This window comes from Streptomyces sp. NPDC033270 (assembly GCF_055576575.1).
In genome coordinates this window covers 1-4,810 of sequence record NZ_JBVIRA010000061.1, presented here as the reverse complement: position 1 = coordinate 4,810, position 4,810 = coordinate 1, and the positions used below count along the sequence as shown (strand labels likewise).

At 74.5% G+C, this 4,810-nt stretch carries 3 protein-coding genes; all 3 read left to right on the top strand.

Annotated features, from left to right (window positions below):
* Positions 1-268 precede the first annotated feature (268 nt).
* The 3 genes from ACZ5XZ_RS38940 (at position 269) to ACZ5XZ_RS38930 (ending at position 4,635) form a co-directional block, all read left to right on the top strand.
* Positions 269-2,827, top strand: coding sequence for a hypothetical protein (locus ACZ5XZ_RS38940; protein WP_468987190.1), 2,559 nt, complete (start codon positions 269-271; stop codon positions 2,825-2,827).
* On the top strand, positions 2,827-3,552 hold the full coding sequence (locus tag ACZ5XZ_RS38935) for a hypothetical protein (protein WP_468987188.1): 726 nt from the start codon (positions 2,827-2,829) through the stop codon (positions 3,550-3,552). The genes ACZ5XZ_RS38940 and ACZ5XZ_RS38935 overlap by 1 nt, the downstream gene beginning before the upstream one ends.
* Before the next feature lie 96 nt (positions 3,553-3,648).
* Positions 3,649-4,635: an urea transporter gene (locus tag ACZ5XZ_RS38930; RefSeq protein ID WP_468987186.1), complete on the top strand. Its 987-nt coding sequence runs from the start codon at positions 3,649-3,651 to the stop codon at positions 4,633-4,635.
* Positions 4,636-4,810 lie beyond the last annotated feature (175 nt).

Sequence of the window (4,810 nt, the reverse complement as noted above, 5' to 3'; positions counted from 1 at the left end):
CCCCCCCCCCCCCCCCCCCCCCCCCCCCCCCCCCCCCCCCCCCCCCCCCCCCCCCCCCCCCCCCCCCCCCCCCCCCCCCCCCCCCCCCCCCCCGGCCTGGCGTCGTGCTGAACGCCGGGCGGAGCGAGGGGAATTCACCCGGCCGGCCGGGGGAGAGCCGCCGCGCCGGTCCTGATCCGCGGCCGCGGGCCCGACGGCCGGTGGGGGCCTCTCACCCTCGCGGCCGTCACCGGGTGCGGGCACACAGACCTCTGCTGATGATGTCGGCATGGGGCTTCAAGAGGACAAACACGAGTCAGCGGGCGCCAGCAGCGGTGCCACCAATCCCGGGGCATCGCCGGGGGCCGCCACGTGCTCGGATGTCGTGGACGGCCCCCACGGTCCCGCGACAAAAGTGGGCACGGTCTTCGTCAGCGGTATGCACAGCGGCCCGAACCCCTCGCCGGGGCTGAGCGTGGCCCGGTCGCTGCGCCTGGCCCGGCCCGACCTCCGCATCGTCGGTCTGGACTATTCGCGGGAGAGTTCCGGACTGCACTCGGGGCTCCTCGACGACCTGGTCTGCCTCCCCGCGTGGCGCGAGGCGCACCTGGCCACCTGGGTCGAGCAGATGGACCGCCTCCTGGAGCCCGAGGACGCGGTCCTGATCCCCTGTCTGGATCTCGAAGTCCGGCTGCTGGCACGGGAACTGGGGTCCCACGGCCGGATCCTGGGGCCCCCGAAGACCGCACTGGAGCTGGTGGGCAAACCCCCTGTCGAAGCGGCGCGGCGGCTCGGGCTGCGCGCCCCGGAGTACGAGACCGACACCAGCTGGCAGGCCGTCGACCAGTTCATCCGCCGGTCCCCGTACGGGGTGTGGGTCAAGGGCCAGCACTACGACGCGTACCGGGCCCACACCGCCGGGGCCGCGCTGGCACTGGGCGACGTCGTCCAGCGGACCTGGGGCGGCAACTGGCACCTGGAGGCGCATGTCGCCGGCCAGGAGTGCAGCATCGCGTTCTCCGCGCTGGACGGCCGGCTGCTGGACGCGGTCTTCATCACGAAGGCGATGGTCACGACCGAGGGCAAGACCTGGGCCGGCGAGGTCGCCGAGCTGGACGCGGCCATGCACGCCCGGCTGGCGGAACTGCTCGCCGAGGCGATGTGGAACGGCGGCGGTGAGCTGGAGCTGATCCGCAGCTGGAGCGGCGAGCTCACGCTCATGGAGATCAACCCGCGGCTGCCGGCCTGGATCCACGGCGCCTCCGTATGCGGCGCGAACCTGCCCGCCGCCCTGGTGACCGGAGAGCCCGCCGACCGCGGCAGACGGCTCACACCGGGCTTCACCCGCGTGGTGGAGGAGATCCCGGTGCACCCGGACCTGGGCATCACCCCCATCGCCTGGGTCGCGGGCGGGATCTCCCGGCCGGGCGACAAGCGGCATTCCGGTATGCCGTCGCTGGGCCAGCGGTGCCTGGTCCCGCCCACGAACGACGAGGAGCCGATCGACGGCCATCCGAACCTGAACCCGACGCCCGCCGCAGGAGCGGCCGAGTGCGTGGGAGCGGGGGAAACGGCGGAGACGGCGGAACGCACGGGCGTGGTGGGGGCGGCCCTTGCCACCGAGTCGCCGGCCGGGCCCGCGGACGGATGGGCCGCGGGCGGTGCGGGAGCGGTCGGGCCGACGGAAGAGCGGGCCGCGCGTACCGAAGGACCGGCCATGCGCACGGACGGCTTCGAGGAGCTGCTCGATCCGCCGGGGAGCGCGGCCACTCCGTACCGGCAGATCCTCCTTCCCCTGTTCACCGAGCGGGTCCGGGCCCTGCGGCAGGAGGTCGAGGGAGTCGGCCGGGTGCTCCTCGCGCACAGCGTGAAGACCTGCCCCCAGCCCGCGGTGCTGCGGGAGGCCGCGCGGCTGGGGCTGGTCGCCGAGGCGATCAGCCTGGACGAGCTGCAGGCGGCCGAGCGGCACGGCATGGCGGCGGAGCGGGCGATCCTCAACGGGCCCGCGAAGTGGTGGCCCGCCACCGACCGCGTCCGCTGCTTCGCCTTCTTCGCCGACTCCGTGGCCGAACTGAGCAGTCTGCACTCCCTGTTGGACAGCGGCTTCCAGCTGGAAGCCGAGGTCGTCGGGGTCCGTGTCGCGCCCGCCGGACTCGTCAGCCGCTTCGGCGTCCCGTTGCACGAGCGCGACACCATGGCGGAGACGTCCCGGCTGCTCGGCTCGCTCGCGAAGCGGCTCGGGGCCGGGTGGGGAATGCACTTCCACTTCGCCCAGAGCGTCCTGGGCGCGCCGCGCTGGCAGCGCGAGTGCGTGGCGGCGCTCAGCGCGGCCGATCCGCTGGCGGACCAGCTGGGCGGGCCCCCGGCCGTACTGGACTTCGGCGGCGGGTGGCACGTCGACGACCTGTCGTATCTGCGCCCCTCGCTGGAGTACGTGCTCGCGCACGGGCCCGCCGCCGCACGCGAGGGGGACCCCCTGCTGGTGATGGAGCCGGGCAAGCTCCTCACCCAGCCGTCGGCCGCGGTCGTGACACAGGTCCTGGCCCGCCGGGCGTCGCACCGCGGCTACGACATCGTCGTCGACGCGGCCGAAGGCGATATGCCCGAGGCGCCCTTCCATCCGCACCCCGTGGCCCGGTTCGACGGCTCCCGGTGGGTGCCGCTGCGGCCCGGCTGGAGCTGGATTCTCGGCCGGTCCTGTATGGAACACGACGTGCTGTCGGTCCGGCTGGACCTCACCGACGTGCAGGAGGGCGACTACCTCGCGTTCGGCATGTGCGGCGGCTACGACACCTCGATGGCCTACGACTTCGGGCGCGGCAGAGCGCCGCGGGAACTGGGGCAGTGATGAGCGGATTGATCGCAGACCTGAAGCGGTTCGACCGGATCGGCCTGTCCCGGGTGGCCGGCCACGCCAAGGCGTGCTGCCAGATGGTCAGACACAGCGTGTTCGCCCAGCTCACACACTTCGGGGATACGGGGACCGCGCTCGCCGCGGTCCCCGGGCTCTTCCGGTGGGGGCCGGTGCCGTGGCCGACGCACTGGTGCGACCTGGTGGACCACGGCGACCTCATCGGCGACTGCGGGGTGCACGCCGATGTGGCGGCGGCGCTGCTGACCCGGAAGTCCGTACCGCACACCCGCGCCCGCGCCGCCGTGCTGACCCCGCCGATGGCCCCCGAACACTGGCGGGCCGTGTGGAACGAGGCGCAGGTCAGCGACGCGTGGATCGGGCGGACCGTGGTCTACCACGAGGTGCTGCGGGTCGGCGACCGCTGGTGGGACCCGAGCGACGCCCGCTGGTTCTCGGGGCCGGGGGCGCACACGGGGAGCGGGCACGTACTCGCCCTGCGCGAAGAGGGCGGGGCGTGGCAGATCGCGCCAACTCCGGTGCACAAGCTCGTTTCTGACGCCCGACCCGTATCCGACGACGACCCCGACGTCTCGCCGGCGCCGTACGCACCGCAACCCGCGCACGCCACCGCGCCGGCATCCGCCACCGCGTCGGCCCAGGCCACCGCGACGACCCCCGCCCCGCCCTCGACACATGCCCTGCAAGGTGTCCTGCCCTAGGGCCGGACGCGGTGGCGCGCCGCGGTCCGTGCGGCCGCGGCCCCACCTTCCGCAGCGGACACGGCAGCAGCGCACCCGGACCGCCCAGGAGGCACCGTGACCACCCCCGACACATGGAAGCCGGCCGCACCCGAGACCACCGCGGAGGCTGCCGCCCTCCCCGGCCCGATGCGCCTCACGGCACAGCTGGTCCGCAGTTTCGGCCAGCTCAGCCTGCTGACGAACGTCTGGACCGGCGTCCTGTTCATGCTCGCGGTCTTCGTGGGCAGCTGGCAGGCGGGCGTCTTCGGGCTGCTGGGCGCCGCGGTCTCCACCGCGGCCGCGTACGCGATGGGCGTGGAGCGACGCACCATCGACCTGGGAACGCAGGGCTTCAGCGGCTGCCTGACGGGCATCGCCCTGTACGTCTTCCTGGGCCCCCACCCCTCGACGTACGCGCTGACCATCGGCGGCGCCGTCGTCTGCGTACTGGCCTACTCGGCGCTGACCGCCATGGTGGCGCCCTGGCGGCTGCCGGTGCTGACCGCGCCGTTCTGCGTGGTCGTCGGGGTGGTACTGGCGGCGGCCCCGGCCTTCACCCGGGTCTGGCCCGGCGGCAGTTCCGCGGCGCTGCCGCTCGCCGCGGTCCCCGGCGTCAAGTACACCTGGACCGACCTGTGGCACGGGTTCTTCGCCAACATCTCCCAGGTCGGCCTCTCGGCGCACTGGTACGTCGGTGCGATCATGCTGGTGGGGCTGTTCGTCGGCGGGATCCGCCATGGGCTTGCCGCCGTCGCCGGCAGCGCCCTGGCGGTGGCCCTGTCCTGGGCCCTGGGCGCTCCGCCGGCCGGGGTCGCCGCGGGTGTCTACGGCTACAACGCGGTCCTCGTGGCCGTCGCGATGGGCGGCATGTTCCTGGCCAGGACGGTGCCGAACGCGCTCTACACGATGGTGGCGGTGGCCGTCACGACGGTGCTGACGGCCGCTTTGAACGCCTACTTCGCGCCGTTCGGCGGACGCACCCTGAGCTGGCCCTTCATCGTCACCACCTGGCTGTTCCTCGCCGCGGCCGCCTCCCTCACGCAGATCCGGCGCAGCGACTGACCGGGCCTTTCGGCAGACATACGCCGGTCCCGGGGGGGGGGGGGGGGGGGGGGGGGGGGGGGGGGGGGGGGGGGGGGGGGGGGGGGGGGGGGGGGGGGGGGGGGGGCGGGGGGAGGGGGGGGGGGGGGGGGGGGGGGGGGGTGGGCGGGGGGGCGCTTGGACCGAGGTCTCCGCG